The organism is Vibrio hippocampi (assembly GCF_921292975.1).
GTDB lineage: Bacteria > Pseudomonadota > Gammaproteobacteria > Enterobacterales > Vibrionaceae > Vibrio > Vibrio hippocampi.
Map to the genome: position 1 here is coordinate 136,273 of NZ_CAKLCM010000003.1, position 17,521 is coordinate 153,793.

Genomic DNA, 17,521 nt, shown 5'->3' on the forward strand with positions numbered 1-17,521 from the left:
TTACTCGCTATCTAGCAAATTAGCACCGGATCGTTTGGCACCCATTTGATCATCGGGATTATAGAGCGCACAGCTTTCAAGCGACAGACAACCGCACTGTATACAACTGCCCAATTGATTCTGTAGCGCTTTAAGGTTGTTTATCTTAACTTCTAACTCTTGATGCCATTGTGCCGACAGTTGTTCCCATTGTGCTTTCTTAGGCGCTTTATCTTTGGGAAGGTGAGCGAGGGCTTCTGAGATCTCACCGAGCGTCAAACCCACATTTTGTGCCGCCTTGATTACCGCAAGTCGTCTCAGCACTTGACGATGGTAACGCCTCTGATTCCCTGCATTACGGCTGCTGCTAATTAATCCCTTTTTCTCATAAAAATGCAGAGTTGGAACGCTAATCCCTGCTCGTTGAGCCACTTGTCCCACACTCATATCCATAAAATTTTCCTTTTTATCCTTGACCTAAAGTTAACTTTAGGAATTAAGGTTTGTCATGTCCAGTCGCAATTGCACCGTACCGAAAACGCAAAGTACAGAAAATTGCTAGATACAGAAAAGTGCCAGATACAGGAAGGAGAGCTGATGTTTATTGCCATTTATGAGTTTGAAGTCAAAGCCGGTCGAGTTGAGGTGTTTCGCCATGCTTGGTTTGAAGTGACGAAATACCTTCATCAATATGCGGGAAGCTTGGGATCTCGTTTACACGATACGCAGCAACCTGAGGTACTGCTGGCTTATGCGCAATGGCCGGACGAAGAGAGTTGGTGTACGCCGAAAGAGATCGAAGATCCGAATTATCACTACTACTGGCGAGTCATGAAAGATTGTCTGGTGGCGTCGAGAACACTGCATAAACTGACCACCAACACCGACTATCTTCAACAGCAACCATTTGAAAATTGATAAGACGATAGGGTTGAGGTTATTGGTTATAGATTTCTTCGGCTAGCTAGTTTGCTTCAACGCTGTTGCTCTCTTTGCTTTGACTCATCTTGTACATCTTATAAATAGTAATACCGTTGGCGACGACAAACGTGGCTTCAACCAGACTGCCACCAATCGAACCTAACCAAAGGTTGTGGGTTAACCAGCAAAACGAGTTCAACATGATCACACCACGCATCTTGATGCCTTGCAGATTAAACATTGACCAGGTTGCAGCGACGGAGCCAATGATCGTTAATAGCTCTATCGGGTGCTGCACGCGACCTAAGGTACAGCCGAGAAGCATCAGGATAAAGAAAGTCATCACCCATTTAGATTGCGTTTTTATTGAGACAAGTGCACGGGTACCGTTAAGTAGACTGCCAATCGCGGCGACGGTTGCCCCCATCATAGTAAAGTGGGTAGCCATGATAAAACAGAAGATGACCATGCCGATTCGAAAGCGAAGATCTTGTTTTTGTAAAAATGCGATGACACCACAAACAAACGCCACCCCACCGATAATTTGCGCTAATAACATCGCATCAATCCGACTCAACTACAGAGTGCAACAATATACCTAACCAACGTGTTGCGAGCCAGTAATAACGTATGGTGTGGTGAAGTCGTAATAACTTGAAGTTGCAGTAATCTGAAGTTGCAATAATTTGAAGTTGCAAAATAAAAAAGCACAGCCGCTGCTTTAAGCGACTTTCAATCAGAGAATGGCGGCTATTGCGCTCTTAATCGCTAATACCAGTAAGTTTAATAGGATTAGGCTATTGAATTGATAGAAACGGTCAGTTTTATTTATCATCGAGTTCGTAGCATTATTACCTCAACGAAACGGAACACACAGTGTTACCCAACCATTTAAAAGCAAATTAAAACGATTGAGGGACAAACCATGATCAACACACAAATCAAACCATTTAGCGCAACAGCATACAAAAACGGCGAATTTGTAGACATCACAGAGCAAGACGTACTTGGTAAGTGGGCTATCTTCTTCTTCTACCCAGCTGACTTTACTTTTGTTTGCCCAACGGAACTTGGCGACATTGCTGACCACTACGAAGAACTGCAAAAGCGCGGTGTTGAGGTTTACTCTGTATCAACTGACACGCATTTCACTCACAAAGCGTGGCACGACAGCTCAGACACTATCGGCAAGATCAACTACTTCATGGTAGGCGACCAAACTGGCAACATCACTAACAACTTCAACGTGATGCGTGAAGGTCAAGGTCTTGCAGACCGTGCGACTTTCCTTGTTGACCCAGAAGGCGTGATTCAAGCAATGGAAATCACTGCAGAAGGTATCGGCCGTGACGCAGAAGACCTGTTGCGTAAAGTGAAAGCCGCTCAATACGTTGCAGCGAACCCTGGCGAAGTTTGCCCAGCAAAATGGAAAGAAGGTGAAGAGACACTTGCACCCTCTCTAGACCTAGTCGGCAAGATCTAATGGGTTTCACCACCCAACGCTAACATACCAAATTGATACTACCTGTTACATTTCCCCGTATACTCCCCGAGGTATGCGGGGCTTTTTTGTTTCTGGAGAGGCGCAACGGTTATATACCCAAGCCACCTCGCATCTTGAGGTAACTTGGGTATATAGGTGTTACCTATTAAATTGATAGAGACAGTCGAATTTTATTATCAACGGTTTCATTGCATTATTACCTCAACGAAACGGAACACACAGTGTTGCCAACCCATTTAAAAGCAGATTAAACGATTGAGGGACAAACCATGATCAACACACAAATCAAACCATTTAGCGCAACAGCATACAAAAACGGCGAATTCGTAGACGTTACAGAGCAAGACGTGCTTGGTAAATGGGCTATCTTCTTCTTCTACCCAGCTGACTTTACTTTTGTTTGCCCAACGGAACTTGGCGACCTAGCCGACCATTACGAAGAGCTACAAAAGCGTGGTGTTGAAGTTTACTCTGTATCTACTGACACGCATTTCACTCACAAAGCGTGGCACGACAGCTCAGACACTATCGGCAAAATCAACTACTTCATGCTAGGCGACCAAACTGGCAACATCACTAACAACTTTAACGTGATGCGTGAAGGTCAAGGTCTTGCAGACCGTGCCACCTTCCTTGTTGACCCAGAAGGCGTGATTCAAGCGATGGAAATCACTGCAGAAGGTATTGGCCGTGACGCAGAAGACCTAATGCGTAAAGTGAAAGCAGCACAATACGTTGCAGCGAACCCAGGCGAAGTTTGCCCTGCAAAATGGAAAGAAGGTGAAGAGACGCTTGCACCCTCTCTAGACCTAGTCGGTAAAATCTAATTAGATTTAGATAAAACCTCAGTGATAGAAAGCCCCGTATTGCCTCAAAGCATGCGGGGCTTTTTCTATTTGGAGTTCTATTTGGAGCGTGAACCACTATTTGACCACTGGGCCTAATTGCTCGTTAATCTGCCATTAAAAACTCAGATTGGATTTGATCTTGTTGGCTGTCGCGATAAAGTCACTTAGCTCCTGTTCTGATAAAGAGTCTTGCATTAGCTGGTGAACCTTAGCTTGTGCCGCAACGGCTTTTTTGACGATAGAGGCGCCATCTTCCGTTAGAGAGAGCAGCTGGCTACGTTTATCTTCAGGGTTAGGGGATTTTACGATCCACCCATTGTTAATCATTTCTTTCACCAAGCGGGCTATCTGCGCCTTATCTCTTGAAAAATGGTGAACAATGTCGTTAGCGGTACTGTTTGGCGTTGCTGAAATATAGGTTAGGCAACGAATGTGCATGCCGTTGAGTCCTAATTCATTGGCATTAAGCTCATCTCGCATCCTAGTTTTGTAGGCGTAGGCTAAGCTAAAGATAACGTCAGAGATCATAGGATGGGTCATAATAGTTCCTAATTTAGTTGACGAGGTCAATTAATGTGCAATATAGTTGACTTTATCAAATATATTGCTGTGAAATCAAGTGAAGTGAAATATCTATGAAACCAAAAAAGCCAAATGTCAGAGCGACCGTAGTTAAAGAAGTGATTGAGCTTTCCTCTCACCTGCGCAGGATTGTGGTGACGGGTGACAGCCTTGCTGATTTCCCGGAGGATCAACAAGGCAGTTACGTTAAAGTGTTTCTTCCTCAAGATGAAAGTGGCGAGCATAAGAAGCGCTCTTATACGATCCGTCAGTTTGATAAACAGAGCCATTCACTTCATTTAGACTTTGTGATTAATCGTCACCAAGGGCCCGCGACAGAGTGGGCAAAACAAGCCAAGGTGGGTGACCCCGTTGGTATTGCTGGACCGGGACCACTAAAATTGACCAACTTTCAGCATCATAGTTATTTATTAGTTGCTGACCTAACGTCAATGAATGCAATCAATGGCTATGTTCCCCGTTTTCCATCAGGCACTACCGTTAAGGCGATCATCTCTGTTCCAACCCGCAGTGATGTGATTGATCTTGATTACGATTCATCCAGCAATACGCACTGGCATATTGAAGATGAAACAGAGCAGACTCTTGTAGAGTTGGTGACAGAGACCGCAACTAGCATGCCTCAAGATAGCCACGTATTTATGGGATTGGAAGCTGGGGCGATTCGGGCTTTACGTCCAGTACTTCAAGAACAACTCGGTTTTAGTCGACTGAATATCTTTGCGGTTGGTTACTGGAAGCAAGGTGTTGATGCCGATCGCTTTGGGCAACAGAAAAAAGCACAACCGCTTTAAGTTTCGGTGCATCTAAACCGATGGTGTTCGAGCAAACACTATCGGTCTTTTTGGTGGGTTTGTTGTGCTGTTATACCCAAGTCACTTTTTAAAACTGTTGCCTGAATCTCTCTGCGACCAGACCCAAGTTGTGCATAATGGTTCTGCTTCGAGCTCACCTTCGGTCAAAGCTGTGGTGTGGGGGGAATGATTCCAGCATACTTTAAGGCAGAAGCAAGCCTAAAACTTGTAGGCTATGGTTTACTCACTCTGTTAACAATAAACCCCAATGCCACGACGACAACACTAAAGCCAACGACACCAAGCCAGCCAGCGCGTTCAAACGCTTGAATACCTGCAAATGAACCAAAGGCGCCGCCAAGGTAATAAGCCAGCATATAAACACCGTTAATACGACTTTGTGCTTGTGGGTCGATTGAAAATACCCGGACTTGGTTTGATACTTGAGCACTGAACACACCGAGGTCGATAAGGATAATACCGATAATCAATCCGACCAATGTATCAGCAAACAGACCCGAGACAACAAAACCAGCAGCAAGCAAGCTCGCTAGAATGCCAGTCCTGCTTTGAACTTTCGACTTTCCATTATGGGGGGGCAATCTTCACCTCTTTCTTTAGGTGAATTTATTTCGATGTAACAAATAGTTGCGGCTATACAGGTAATAATTATTTTTTCATTAGGACCTTGTTTACTAGGGCGTGTTGATCTTTCGTGGGTAATTTTTGAGCGACATAGTTAGGCGTTATCATTTCTTTCGCCAAAAACAAACAATGACGCCCAACCATGCCAAGAACAATGTTAACCGACATTCGCTGGGATCTGCTACTACAAGTCATGAAAAGTACAGGTCGAGTCTACGATAAAACTGAACACCGAATGACATTTGAAGGAATACTCTACCGAATGAGAACAGGTATTCCATGGCGTGACTTACCCACTGAATTTGGTGAGTGGAGTACGGTTTACAGGCGCTTTAACCTTTGGTCAAAGAAAGGTGTTTTAGATAAACTTTTCAAAAGCTTATCTAGCATGGCTGACTTTGAGTGGGTCTTTCTTGATGGCTCTATAGTTCGAGCGCATGGAGGTGCAGCGGTAATTGCCAAACGCAATTACGGTCAAGACATAGACAAAACAAGCATGGATTGGTGCTTATACAAATACCGTCATTTGGTTGAAAATGCCTTTGCAAGAATTAAGCATTATCGAACTATTTCAACTAGATACGACAAGCTAGAAAGAAATTATGCCAGCATGGTATCGCTGGTATTTATGTTAATGTGGCTACCGATGTATTGCTGATAAAAATATGTACAGCAAAGATCAACACGCCCTAGTAACAACAGCATAGATTAGCAATTTGCAGGTCACCAGTATGAGAAACTTATCGCATATTGAGTGGAATGATAAGGTACTCATAGTATAAGTAAAGAGATAAATATCATCATTGATGATGTTACCCAACACTGAGTAAGCTAAAAGTAGATCTAATACTGTTGTTTTGTAAGAAATACGGCTTCCCGCTAGTGGCGAATGATTTATACAAATGTGCGCTAAAGTAAATAGAGAATTATAAGAAGAATGTTTAAATGAAAGTGAACGAAGAAAAACAGCAAGCGCTCAGTATTCTTGAATATTGGCACAACTAAAAGGTCGAACTTACATGCTCTCTTATCAGTACTGGCGTGAAGATATGTTTCTAGACATGGTCTCCAATAGTGTGGTTGAGGTGTTGTATCAATGCAGGAACTATCGTTCAAAGAGATATACCCAGTGGTTTAAAAACTATTTCATAAACTTAAAACCACCGGTGTTTTTCAAGGTAGATGTGCATCACAGAAGTAAAACTTAAAATAAAACGACATTTCAAAAAAAACTTTAATTGCTATTCATTTTTGTGTAATGTGTAATTTAACAAAGCGAGTTGCGATATTGTTGGTTAAGACCTTGTCAAGCAAGCTGTAGGTAACAATCAATTCCAAGATCGTCAAGTGGATGGAATTGCAGAATATATACGCACTCTGGTCGATTAAGGCAAATTCGAAGTGGTCCCAAGACTTAGCTAGATTTGGTTTGTCCTTCGTTCCTTACTGGGAACTTGGTAACCAGTCTTCAGACTGGTTTTTTTATTAGTTTAGAAACTAAAACACCACTTTCCAAAGGGGTAGCGTGTGTCAATTGACGGAATTAAGAAATGTCTGATTTGCAAGAAAAAACGTGACAAATCGTATTTTAGGTTCATCTCATTTATAAGCAGTAAGTCGGTATGCTACGACTGTGAGAGAGATAGGGACTCCATAATTAAAAGCGTAGATGTTGTTAAGCCTCAATTGAAAGAACGTGAGGCTACTTAAGCCACTGTTACAAAAAACCATCACGCTTTATGCTCATAGTAACTTGGGTATATGGTCACTCCATGAAGTAAAGTACTGAGTAGTTTGCTTTTCAATCAATTCATCCATATTGAGAAGGTGTCACAGTGAACACGGATCTAATTTTGGAGTCGCAAGGTATCACGAAAGTAATACAGAACTTTGCTTATGCAACCGGTTTGGCTGTCGTTCTCGTGAATCTAGAGGGGAAGGAAGTATCGGACAGCATCAACTTTAGCAAGTTTTGCAGAAAGATTCGTAACAACCATGTGTTGAATGAGAAATGTAGAGCAAGCGATCGATGTGGAGGGTTGGAGGCGACTAAGGCTAATCGACCATGTATCTATAAGTGTCATGCTGGTTTAACGGATTTTTCAATTCCTATTGAAATAGGGGGAACTCTTGTAGGCTTTGCGCTTTGTGGTCAAGTGAAGCTTGACGATCCAGTAAATTTGGACGACGTGCAAGAAATTGACAAGAGTTGGATGAAAGACCCTGAACTCCTTGAGTACTATGACCAAGTTCCGCAAATTGATTGTAAGAGATTATTGGCTTCTGCCGATTTATTAGAGACATTGATTGATGATTCGGTAAAGGGCAAGTTGGATGTAATGGTTATTAATGATAAAAGTGATATTAAGTCATTGTTTGCGAGTGATCACCCAATTAAGTCAAATCATACTCGTATACACAAAGCAATTCGATATATTGAACGACACTATTTTGAAGACTTAAGGCTTGAGGATGTTGCAGAGTATGTCTATTTAAGTCCTCACTATTTTAGTAAGTTGTTCAAAAAAGAGGTCGGAGTTGGGTTTAATCACTACCTTAATAGTCAACGATTAATTGGTGCGGAAAAAATGTTACAGTATAGTGACTGGTCAGTTTCTCGTATTGCCAGCAATTTAGGATATTCCTGCTCAAGCTATTTTTGTAAAGTATTTAAGAATGCGTATGGAATGACGCCACAAGAATTCCGAGATGAAAATTTTTTGACGCATAAGGAAGATCTCTTACAGAATGCAATGATCTAGCTTTCATTCATAAGTAAAAACTAAAACCAGACTTTGTTATAGGTCTGGTTTTTTGTTTATTTATTATACTGTGTTACTAATAAATTGGCACATCACTGTAATTAATTGTCGTCTTGTCTACTTTCACTGCTGAGCCACGTTATGACTGCATTTCTTTGGTTACAATATAATCAGTTATCTTATGTAGAGGAATGCCGTTATGGCTTTTGCACTAAATGTACCGAAGTTAAGTTTTACTGGTGAAGGAGCGGTTGAAGAATCTGTGGCTATTCTTAGCCAGAAGAATTTGAAGAAGGCTTTGGTCGTTTCTGATAAAAATTTAGTTGATCTTGGGATTTTAGATTCATTGTTCTCGGCACTAAAAGACGCAGATTTTGATTATGTTGTTTTTAGTGAAGTGACTCCAAACCCGACGGCAAGCTTGGTGAGAAAAGGTGCATCGTTTTACAAAGAATCAGAGTGTGATTGTTTCATTGCAGTAGGAGGTGGTAGTCCAGTGGATTGCGCCAAAGCTATTCGTATTGTAACTTCAAATGAAGGTGATATTTGTGATTTTGATGGCGTCGGGCTTGTTAAAAATGAGGGTGCCTTCTTTATCGCGATAAACACAACGGCTGGCACTTCTGCCGAAATGACGTCTAATTCTGTCATTACTGATGAAGATAATGCGGTGAAAATGGTCATTGTAGATGCTAAGCAGATCCCAGATATTGCTGTTAATGATCCGACGCTAATGATCGGACTACCTAAATCAGTTACGGCCGCTACTGGTATGGATGCGTTAACACATGCTATCGAGTCTTACGTGACGCCAGGTGCACATACACTTACCAAACCAACAGCGCTTGAAGCGATTAGACTCATTGCCAAATGGCTTCCAGTTGCCGTTGAAGATGGTTCTAACTTAAATGCGAGAGAGCAGATGGCGTGTGCACAGTTCTTAGCCGGAATGTCTTTTAACAGTGCTGGTTTAGGATTAGTCCACGCGATGGCGCACCAACCTGGTGCCACACATGACCTACCACATGGTGTGTGCAATGCTATTCTATTGCCAGTTGTCTGTGAGTTTAACTCAGAAACAAACCCAGAACCTTTCCGCGCTGTAGCGGAAGCAATGGGTGGCATAACATTTGACTTAAATGATGCCCAGGCGGCGACGCTTGCCGTCGAGTTAATCAATAAGCTCTCTATAGAAGTTGGTATTCCATCGGGGTTTAGTGAGCTGAGTATTGCTGAAACGGATCTCGAAGTTTGGATTGATAAAGCAATGGCTGATGTCTGTTTGGGTGGTAACCCAAGACAGCCTAACCCTGAAGAGGTGTTGGCTTTGTATAAAAAAGCCATGTAGCGATTAGTTAGTAGGTTGACTGAGGCAAGTCTTGTTCCCGTTGCATTAGGTTAGGGTTTGCCAAATCAAATGGACTTGAATAATGGATTCATAATGTTGAGTAACGACTAAGGAATTTAAGTTGATAGTAATGGAAGCTCTAGGGTCGATGTTTGAAAATATCTTATTTGTGACTCTATTCTTACTCTTGGTTTCATCAGCTTGCGAAATGGCGATGTAACATATTATCCTCTTGGAACAAAAGGGGGTAATATGTTATTTGGTAACTACTTTTGTCTACAAAAGTGAAGCAGGTGTAAGTGGCGTGTTGAACCAACCAATTCAGTTCTCAAATGACCTCTCTCCCAGTACCCTGCATTGTTTCGAGGAGGATGCAGCGAACACAGTCCTTCTTGCGAAGTACCTCATGACATTTTGTGATGTCGTAATCACCAACTCCCGATAGAGTTTGAACCTTTCTACGTAATGCATTGAGTAATGTCGGCTATCTGGCTAATTGCACCTTTAGAGTTACTAAGATAATTAACTTCAACCTTTTTTGAGTGCTTGCTTATGCAAGTTTAATCAGGATAAGTCAAAGGGACGCTCACAAGCTCAAAAATAGAGTCCACATAAACCCTTGAAGAGCACGGAGTGGTAGAGAGAACATTATTACAGCTGTTTTAATCGCTGTATTAGAAAACTGGCGCAAGCGGTTGTGGTGTATCTAGGAGCTGGACCTATCTGCTTACCGTATTGGTTAAATAGAGCCTGATCATCATACGGGATACGGTCAATGATGAGGGCAAAAATAACCCCTGAATAGACCAAAAACAGACATGTTTTTTCAATAATGATTACCTTATATTTAAACAATAATTTAAATATAACTATTACCGAAAGAACTAGAGGGATAACAATGGTTCCAAATAAAACGTGGGCAAATGACGCTTGGAAAAATGTATTAGAAAAAGTCAAATTTACTAGCGAAGACATTTCAGTACAGTTTCCTTCCATGACATCTGAAGGTAGGTATGAAGATACCCATGCTCCTTGGGCATGGGTTGTCGGTTTTTGGCCTGGGTTGCTATGGTTACTCTATGAAAAAGAGCACTATCAGCCGTTTAAAGATATTGCTATTGCGCGTGAGAACATTATGGATGGTCCACTCGATGAGTATATCAACATACATCATGATGTGGGCTTTATGTGGCAACTAACGTCAATCAAACAGTATGAGTTGTTTGGCAATGAGCGCTCAAAAAATCGAGCATTGAGAGCAGCGAGTCATCTGGCAAGCCGATTTAACATTAATGGACGCTTTTTAACTGCTTGGAACAAAAATGATGTTAGTGCAGCAGACCCGAAAGGCTTAAGCATTATCGATAGTATGATGAATTTGCCTCTTCTTTATTGGGCTGCTGAGCAGCTAGATGCCCCACGATTCAAACTGATTGCTATGGCACATGCTGACACCGTGCTTAAAGAGTTCATCCGATCGGATGGTTCAGTAAGACATATGGTAGAGTTTGACTACATTACTGGTGGTGTGAAAAGCTATTACGGTGGTCAAGGCTACAATGAAGACTCAGCTTGGAGTCGAGGCGCGTCTTGGGCAATCCATGGCTGTGCATTAAGCTATAAATATACCAAAGAACTAAGATACCTTGAGGCTGCGATAAAAACGGCTGACTTCTTCATCGACCAACTACCTGACGACTCAATTCCACATTGGGATTTCCGAGCACCAAGAGATGCCAATACACCAAGAGATACCTCCGCTGCAGCTTGTGCTGCAAGTGGTTTGTTACTCATATCTGAGCTTGTTGAGGATGAAACACAGAAAACACACTTCTTCAATGTCGCAAATCGTATCCTGAAGAGTCTCTATGACCACTATTGTACGATAGGTGAAGATAAACAGCAGGGAATTCTTACAGGAGGGGCTTTCAATTGTCCTAAAGGGTTGGGTGTCAATTGTTCTCTCATCTATGGTGACTATTATTTTGTTGAAGCCTTGTCAAAACTAGTTGCAAACAAACCAACAGAGAAAGAAGAAACGATTGCGCAAGAAACTATGACATGATCTTTTGGTAACCATATATCAACATAGCTTACTATCGTTAGTTAAAACGCCCAATATACCTTATTGGGCGTTTTTATGCCTATATTTGAGTTGTCTTTTGTAATCTATAATTATCAGGAATTCAGAAAGTTGTCTATCCTCTCCTCACAAAATCGCTCACATTTCTTGAAGATTTGACTAAAGAGGCTAAATTGTGAATGTTTTGCGCAAATGATGGATGAATTTGACGAGGGGAGCAAATGGTGGTCGCAATGTTTAGAAATACGCACTCGGTAAGACAGAGTAAAATGGGGATAGATTTCGCACATATATACGGGCTTCATTGAGGAACTACGTCGCCTTAAAATGTAGTCGCACCAATAAGATAGTCTAATGTGTGTTACGGTATTCTCTCGGTGAAACTCCAAATTTAGCTTTAAACTTTTTATAGAAGTCACTAGTATTTGAGAATCCCACCTCTATCGCTAAGTCATTAATGCTGACATTTTTTATTTTAATTATTTCACAGAATCTATTAAATCTAATTTCTCTTAGAAGGTTGTTGAAAGTAACACCACTTTCTTTTTTAATTAGCTTAGAAAGGTTATAATTTTTCAAGTTTAGTTCTTCTGATATTTCATTTAAGTTGGCACTTTTTAAGTTCTTTTCCATATAGGTAATTACCTTGCAAAGAACTCCTTGGTCATAAGACACCTTGTCAATCTTCTTAGGTTTTTCAAGAGTTAGATCAAGCACAAGTATACCAAGCAAGAACTTAACGCGTGGTTCAGTTAGGAACTTATCACCATCTAATTCTGATAGCATCTCATTAAGTGACATCTCTAACCTATTATTTCCTTTAGTTGAGAAAATGAGCGCTGAAGTGGAGGACTTCTTAAAAACCACGTCTGTAAAAAAATTTGATAAATTACAAGTTTCACTAATAAACTCAAAGATATAGCTAAAAAACTTTTTATGTATAATAAAGTTTACTATGATGTCACTATCATCTGTGGGATATATTTCATGTGTGACTCCTGGACCTAGAAATAGCAAATCCCCAGTCAGAAGTTCTACCCTTTCATTTTCAATTACTTGTACTGAATGTCCACTTAATATATAACAGATCTCGACGTAATCATGGCTATGTGCAGGGTAATGTATGAAACGAGTGTGTTTTCTTATGGATATCATTTTTCCTCTTGGACACACTTTATCAAAAGAGATAATGTTTCTATACCTATCAGTAAAAATGCTATTATCGATACCAGAGTTTTTATTGATTATCCCTTCTTCTTCAATAGTAGTAGACTTCATTTTTTCCATGAAATCATACAGCCCTCTATCCATAATAAACCTCGCTTAGTGCCTAGTTCGATTTTTGACATGCTATGCAAATATTGCCTTACTAGAGATCAAGTTTTGCCATGGTAATCTATACTGACTTTTAAATATACACTCAAAACATAGGGTAAAATTGAATCATCGTTTTAAATGTGACTATTATCAACAATAGTAATATATTAAGTGTGATTGTTTGGACATAGGTCACGATAGCAAGAATTAACTTTTTTATCTATATAATGCTGTTTCGCTATGTTGCCTGTACGGCGTTTTTGCCCAGTTTATAGATCAGGACAGAGCGTAAAAGCAAAGTTATTTATATGACAATATTACATTTTACTATACCCTTATTTGTTGTAATAGACTGAATCAGGCAAACTTTGTTGTGCCCTACTGCAATAGTTAGTATTTATCGTTGTGCGCTTTATTGATAACGTCTAAACAGTACTATTTATATTTCAAATACCGCTATGCTAATTAATAATAATTGAGCGATAAATCTACGGAAAAAGTAACTATTATAGGAATGTCTATGGATAAGTTTAAATTTAGCCTATGTACGAGTGCATTGTTGGGTTCAATGTTATTCGTAACTGCTGGAGTGGCAAATGCTACGATTACCCTTGAGAACGAATTCAGAATCACGGATGGAGCTTTGCATTTTGATGGACGTCGAGTTGCTCGACATGCTGAGGATAATGGCACTGATATCTATGATTTTAAATTTGGACCGCAAATTTCTGCTCATGGAGACAGTGTAAAAACATACAAAGACTACGTTTTTATGACTTGGTATCGTGGCGGTAAGCAAGATAGGCACGTCATGCTAAGTCGACTTAATACCAAGACTGGCTCTATCCAAACTATTGAGTTTCCACATCAGCACACAGGATTTCTGAATCAACGTCATATTGGTGAATCACACAACACCATTGCCGTTTCGATTAGCCCGGTCGATGGTACAATTCATATGCTTTATGATATGCACGCTTATGGCAAAGATCGACCTGTAGATGGAGCATTTAGTGAAGATTATTTCCGTTATTCATATAGTTTACCTGGAGCAGCGGAAGTTTCAGATGAAGAGTTCACCCTTGAAAATTTTGTTAAGGATACAAGTCCATTAAGCGAAGGTGGTAAGGATTATAAGCACTTAACACTGAGTGGGAAAATAGATTACGACAGTTACCATGGTTTAACTTACCCTACGTTCTACACAAACGATGACGGAACTTTGCTGGTTTACATGCGCAAAGGAGGTAACAACAATGGTGGCTATGTATTTGCTCATTATGATGCAGAACAACAGCACTGGTCCGACTGGAAACAATTTAATGTTTTAGATGCTAAGTCTCATGGTAACGCATATGACTGGGGTCTATACGGGAGTATGAAGTACGTAAATGGTAAACTTAGAGTAGGTTTCCAACAACGCGCTAATGTGGAAGATAAGTTTGTTTATCAAAATGGTGTTTACTACGCATACTCTGACAACCCAAGTGGCGATGGTCAATGGAAAAACCACGCAGGTAAAAATATGACATTCCCACTTGTTAATTCAGATGAAATTAAGGTTTTTGAGCCAGGAGACTACATCAAACATACTGAAAAGGACTCAGTACATATCGTTCAAAAGTTTGATTGGACCGTGACAGAGAAGGGCGATATACACATGATCAGTCGTGTTAAGTCCAGAGATAACAAGCGTTCGGATTTTGAAATGATTCATCTACACTCTTACAAGCCGGCTGGGGAAAAAGAGTTTATTATTACTGAGGATTTTGTTGGCGCTTCCAATATCTATACTGCTGGTGATGATATTTATATAATCGGCTTGAATAAAAATGGAAAGCCATATGTTGAAAAGGCTAAAGGCGGTACCAACGAGTTTGAGCGTGTCTATGAATCTAAGACAGATAAAAAGTTTAGCCATGGTAAAGTTCATATTACGGACGGTAAGCTATATTACTATCTAATGGAGCGCACAAAGGGTTCTTCTCGACCTCTTTATTTACAGGTGATTGATTTAGACCTCTAAATATAAATAGGGCTAATAGGATGATAGTCTTGTTGGTCCTTTTAAAATATAAATCCGATAACGATGTATTCATTTCCTAACTCTTCCAATATTTTAAAACAGTCTCTTGCTACAAAGCAAGAGACTGTTCAGATTAGCCACTATTACCGTTCTAGTTCATGAGTAGAATTTAGTTTAGGCATGTTTGTTCATTTAAAACTAACCCTCGATAAGATAGTTGTTACCTAATCGAGGGGATTTAAGGTGCGGTTTTAGATTTTTCTATTGGGAAATAAATTATTTATCGAAATTAGTAGATTTTAGACAGCGTTTAAAGCTAGTAGCCAGTAAATCGACGATAATTAATATGCCTTGCAACCCAGTCCACATCACTCATATCACTTGATCGTGTTCTAATATCGCCTAGAATAACCTCAGCGACTGCAAACGCGAAGTCTATTGTGTACCCATAGTCTTGCCCTGTAATAAACTGACCATCAATTACTATCGGCTGATTGATATATGAACCATCTGAGTAGTTTAGGTGGAAGTCGCCACAACAAACATACTGGTGAGAACCTAATAACGAGTTTTTGGCTAAAACTTTTGCGCCAGAAGAGCAGAGTGCGGCTATATAGGCTCCCATGTCTATGTGTCTTTCAATAAAACTAAGCACTTTACAATCGGTACCCAATTTGTCGGTATTAGGTGGACCACCGACAAGAATTATTGCACCAAAGTCACAATTGTTGTTGGCAGATAATAAATCGTCGGCAACAATTTTTACCCCATGATAGGAAGTGAGGTTAACCTCTAAATCACAGGACAATATCTTAACTGAAATCTGCAAACGACGTAGTATGTCAACTACGTTGATTGCCTCACCTTCTTCAAATCCATCGCTGAGTAAGAGAGCAACGTTTTTCATACCGCAATACCTTTTATACCATATATAACCAAAAAAATGATTATTCACGTTGTATTTGCAATCTTCAATAATCATTGTTGCTCAACGAGATATCATATGTTGCGCGAAAACGGAATTAATATTGTTTATAACTGAGTAGAAAATAGAAACGAAGTTTTATATCCTTTTCTTGTCATGTTTAAATTAAATAAATCGTATTGTACTGTGCTGATGTAGGCGTTACCTCCGATTTTTGTAAGATTGTAATACAAATATAGAGTTTACTATCTTGATTGTTTTGTCGAGTTTATATGCAGAAATTGTCTTGTTTGTTAACAAAGATAGTCCTTACAACTGATGTGTATATTTGTGAAAATAAAATCGTAGACAACCTAAAGTTTTTAATAAGTCAAAGAGAGTCCATTAATAAATTTGGCTATAAAGTAATAAATTAAGGGAATTGATAAATGAAAAAATTTAATCTAATAACATTGGTAGTGGCATCCACACTTTTAAGTACTTCTGCTTTTTCAGCGACGTTGATGGTCCGTCAAGAGCGCTTGTCTGATCCGAATATCCCGCAAAATACAAATGCCACGCTAATTAAAATCGGTGGTAGTTCTGGTAATACGTTCTTCGGCGCCCAAGTTTCTCATAAGGGCAAAACGTTAAGTACATATCAGTTGGGTAGTGGTGAGGTGCAGCTTGGTTATCGTTACGACGTTAATGACACGATAAGATTAACCCCACAACTTCAAGTGACATCATCAACTAGTGGTCTGATGTGGAAACCACAACTGGGTTTTCGTTACCAGCTTGGCGGTGGTTTGTCTACCGAACTGAAGTATAAGCATGAGTTTTTTGTTCGTAATAACGACAGTGATACTGCCGAAAAAAGCCAATATCAATTTAATTTAAATTATAAAGTAAAAGCGTTAACTTTAGGTTTGCAATATGATTATTTCAAGAGTTTAGACAATGTAAAGCAGTATAACCATCATGACTTTAAACAATTGCTTGAACTAAAAGCGTATTACAGAGTTGCTAAGGGTTGGACTCCATTTGTTACTTTTTCAGGCGTTCCAGTTAGCAATGTTTCAGAGGACTACCAACTTCGAACAAGGGTAGGCTTCTTATATAGCTTCTAACTTGTAGTAATTTATTTGGTTTTTACATTTAAAAAAAAGCAGGCTCTCTTTTGAGAGCCTGCTTTTTAAGGATAATAAACATAGTAGTTCAATACTATTAGTGGTTACGCAGTTAGAATAAGAAAAATACTACCAGTTGGTATTTGCACCTCCGTCATATTGTTTGCCTCAACAAAGCAATAGATACCACGAGTTTACAATTAATTCTATTGTCCTTCCGTTCATCCCAACACTGCGTCTCAGGCTATTTTAGCCCTTTTAAGTGTTTATATTTGCTGTCATAGGTAATATTGAAAAATATTTTTTGATAAAATTGTGATGTTGACTAAATTTATTAATGAAACCCACCATTGAAGTAAGGATAAAATATGAGATTAGTTGTTGCAGTAGTTACAGTTTGTATGTCATTGAGCGCTTATGCAATGACAGACCAAAATGTTTGTGAGGCGTATGGTGTTGCTATAGCGTCAAACAATACCCAGGAGCAAGTGCAGTTTTTTGACGAAATGGGTTCTAGAATTGTGAACCGATCTTGGAGTCTGAGCTCTGAAGAGTGTAATAATCTGAGTATGGAAGCAAAGTATGACTACGATGTAGACTTAGCCATCTATATGGCGTCAAACTAAACCCAAAATAGCGGTTAAAAGCAAAAGCCTCAACCCACCTTGGTATCGATGA

The 17,521-nt window shown here is 39.9% G+C and carries 16 protein-coding genes and 1 pseudogene; 11 read left to right on the forward strand and 6 right to left on the reverse strand.

The genetic code is table 11. The features are described from left to right. Window positions 1–432 carry a redox-sensitive transcriptional activator SoxR gene (gene soxR, locus L9Q39_RS13735; RefSeq protein WP_237485679.1) on the reverse strand — a complete coding sequence of 144 codons (432 nt, stop codon included), beginning with the start codon at window positions 430–432 and terminating at the stop codon, window positions 1–3. A 144-nt stretch (window positions 433–576) separates the two neighbouring features. Between soxR and L9Q39_RS13740 the strand changes: the two genes are divergently transcribed. Then, window positions 577–897 carry an antibiotic biosynthesis monooxygenase family protein gene (locus L9Q39_RS13740; protein ID WP_237485680.1) on the forward strand — a complete coding sequence of 107 codons (321 nt, stop codon included), beginning with the start codon at window positions 577–579 and terminating at the stop codon, window positions 895–897. Window positions 898–943: 46 nt separating this feature from the next. Here L9Q39_RS13740 and L9Q39_RS13745 read toward each other — a convergent pair whose 3' ends face one another. Beyond that, window positions 944–1,459 (reverse strand): YgjV family protein, encoded by a 516-nt coding sequence (locus L9Q39_RS13745; RefSeq protein WP_237485681.1) that lies wholly within the window; start codon window positions 1,457–1,459, stop codon window positions 944–946. 366 nt (window positions 1,460–1,825) lie between these two features. On the opposite strand from L9Q39_RS13745, the gene ahpC (L9Q39_RS13750) reads away from it, so the two are divergent. Then, window positions 1,826–2,383 carry an alkyl hydroperoxide reductase subunit C gene (gene ahpC, locus L9Q39_RS13750; RefSeq protein WP_237485682.1) on the forward strand — a complete coding sequence of 186 codons (558 nt, stop codon included), beginning with the start codon at window positions 1,826–1,828 and terminating at the stop codon, window positions 2,381–2,383. Between the two features lie 290 nt (window positions 2,384–2,673). Continuing rightward, window positions 2,674–3,231 carry an alkyl hydroperoxide reductase subunit C gene (ahpC, locus tag L9Q39_RS13755; protein ID WP_237485683.1) on the forward strand — a complete coding sequence of 186 codons (558 nt, stop codon included), beginning with the start codon at window positions 2,674–2,676 and terminating at the stop codon, window positions 3,229–3,231. A 135-nt stretch (window positions 3,232–3,366) separates the two neighbouring features. Here the strand turns inward: ahpC (L9Q39_RS13755) and L9Q39_RS13760 are convergent, their stop codons facing one another. Continuing rightward, on the reverse strand, window positions 3,367–3,792 hold the full coding sequence (locus L9Q39_RS13760) for a MarR family winged helix-turn-helix transcriptional regulator (RefSeq protein ID WP_237485684.1): 426 nt from the start codon (window positions 3,790–3,792) through the stop codon (window positions 3,367–3,369). Window positions 3,793–3,887: 95 nt separating this feature from the next. On the opposite strand from L9Q39_RS13760, the gene L9Q39_RS13765 reads away from it, so the two are divergent. Then, entirely contained in the window at window positions 3,888–4,628 is a 741-nt protein-coding gene (locus L9Q39_RS13765) for a siderophore-interacting protein (RefSeq protein ID WP_237485685.1), read from the forward strand. Window positions 4,629–4,861: 233 nt separating this feature from the next. On the opposite strand, the pseudogene L9Q39_RS13770 reads toward L9Q39_RS13765, so the two are convergent. Then, window positions 4,862–5,170 (reverse strand): annotated as a pseudogene (locus L9Q39_RS13770) (MFS transporter); the annotation flags it as partial. A 245-nt stretch (window positions 5,171–5,415) separates the two neighbouring features. Here L9Q39_RS13770 and L9Q39_RS13775 point away from each other — a divergent pair. The 4 genes from L9Q39_RS13775 (at window position 5,416) to L9Q39_RS13795 (ending at window position 11,448) form a co-directional block, all read left to right on the forward strand. Then, window positions 5,416–5,931, forward strand: a complete 516-nt coding sequence (locus L9Q39_RS13775) for a transposase (protein ID WP_237485686.1) — start codon at window positions 5,416–5,418, stop codon at window positions 5,929–5,931. A 1,177-nt stretch (window positions 5,932–7,108) separates the two neighbouring features. Further along, a complete protein-coding gene (locus L9Q39_RS13780; protein WP_237485687.1) occupies window positions 7,109–8,035 on the forward strand; it encodes a PocR ligand-binding domain-containing protein in 927 nt (308 codons plus the stop codon). A gap of 199 nt (window positions 8,036–8,234) precedes the next feature. Continuing rightward, entirely contained in the window at window positions 8,235–9,383 is a 1,149-nt protein-coding gene (gene fucO / locus L9Q39_RS13785; protein ID WP_237485688.1) for a lactaldehyde reductase, read from the forward strand. Window positions 9,384–10,281: 898 nt separating this feature from the next. Continuing rightward, entirely contained in the window at window positions 10,282–11,448 is a 1,167-nt protein-coding gene (locus tag L9Q39_RS13795; protein ID WP_237485689.1) for a glycoside hydrolase family protein, read from the forward strand. Between the two features lie 369 nt (window positions 11,449–11,817). On the opposite strand, the gene L9Q39_RS13800 is transcribed toward L9Q39_RS13795, so the two are convergent. Continuing rightward, on the reverse strand, window positions 11,818–12,777 hold the full coding sequence (locus L9Q39_RS13800; RefSeq protein ID WP_237485690.1) for an AraC family transcriptional regulator: 960 nt from the start codon (window positions 12,775–12,777) through the stop codon (window positions 11,818–11,820). 526 nt (window positions 12,778–13,303) lie between these two features. Between L9Q39_RS13800 and L9Q39_RS13805 the strand changes: the two genes are divergently transcribed. Continuing rightward, window positions 13,304–14,809: a BNR-4 repeat-containing protein gene (locus tag L9Q39_RS13805; RefSeq protein ID WP_237485691.1), complete on the forward strand. Its 1,506-nt coding sequence runs from the start codon at window positions 13,304–13,306 to the stop codon at window positions 14,807–14,809. Window positions 14,810–15,125: 316 nt separating this feature from the next. Here the strand turns inward: L9Q39_RS13805 and L9Q39_RS13810 are convergent, their stop codons facing one another. Beyond that, complete coding sequence (locus L9Q39_RS13810) at window positions 15,126–15,791, reverse strand: DJ-1/PfpI family protein (RefSeq protein ID WP_237485692.1); 666 nt, start codon at window positions 15,789–15,791, stop codon at window positions 15,126–15,128. 371 nt (window positions 15,792–16,162) lie between these two features. On the opposite strand from L9Q39_RS13810, the gene L9Q39_RS13815 reads away from it, so the two are divergent. Together L9Q39_RS13815 and L9Q39_RS13820 are read left to right on the forward strand one after the other, a co-directional pair. After that, complete coding sequence (locus tag L9Q39_RS13815) at window positions 16,163–16,843, forward strand: oligogalacturonate-specific porin KdgM family protein (RefSeq protein WP_237485693.1); 681 nt, start codon at window positions 16,163–16,165, stop codon at window positions 16,841–16,843. Window positions 16,844–17,211: 368 nt separating this feature from the next. Continuing rightward, on the forward strand, window positions 17,212–17,469 hold the full coding sequence (locus tag L9Q39_RS13820; protein ID WP_237485694.1) for a hypothetical protein: 258 nt from the start codon (window positions 17,212–17,214) through the stop codon (window positions 17,467–17,469). The last annotated feature ends 52 nt before the right edge of the window (window positions 17,470–17,521 follow it).